We start from the raw sequence: 401 nt of genomic DNA on the forward strand, positions 1-401 counted from the left end.
CAAACTTTGACACGTAAGCTAACAAAAACAATCAAAACTAATGCCGATCTATTGCGCCATAAAAAAGTAACAATGCCGCAAGCAAAGGGCTTTTCGGTCCATTTACTAACAGCTTCAGGTTCGTTTTTAGCATTTCTTTCTCTTATATCGGCCTCTCAAAAAGAATGGACTGCTATGTTTTGTTGGCTCGGACTTGCACTTCTCGTTGACGGTATCGATGGGCCAATTGCGCGCAAACTTGATGTTAAATATGTACTTCCAACATGGTCTGGAGAACTCCTGGATAATATCATTGATTATGTGACTTATGTCTTAATTCCAGCTTTTGCGCTTTATCAAAGTGGTTTTATGGGATCAGGATTATCATTTTTATTAAGTGCGATTATTGTCATTTCATCAGC

1 protein-coding gene is annotated in these 401 nt (G+C 38.4%); it reads left to right on the forward strand.

Going from position 1 to position 401, the window contains the following annotated elements; all coding sequences use genetic code 11:
- On the forward strand, positions 1-401 hold a 401-nt coding region (locus tag ACFINO_RS10540), incomplete at both ends, for a CDP-alcohol phosphatidyltransferase family protein (RefSeq protein WP_375655799.1).

The sequence above is a fragment of the Bartonella sp. AA83SXKL genome, from assembly GCF_042196965.1.
Taxonomy (GTDB): Bacteria; Pseudomonadota; Alphaproteobacteria; order Rhizobiales; family Rhizobiaceae; genus Bartonella.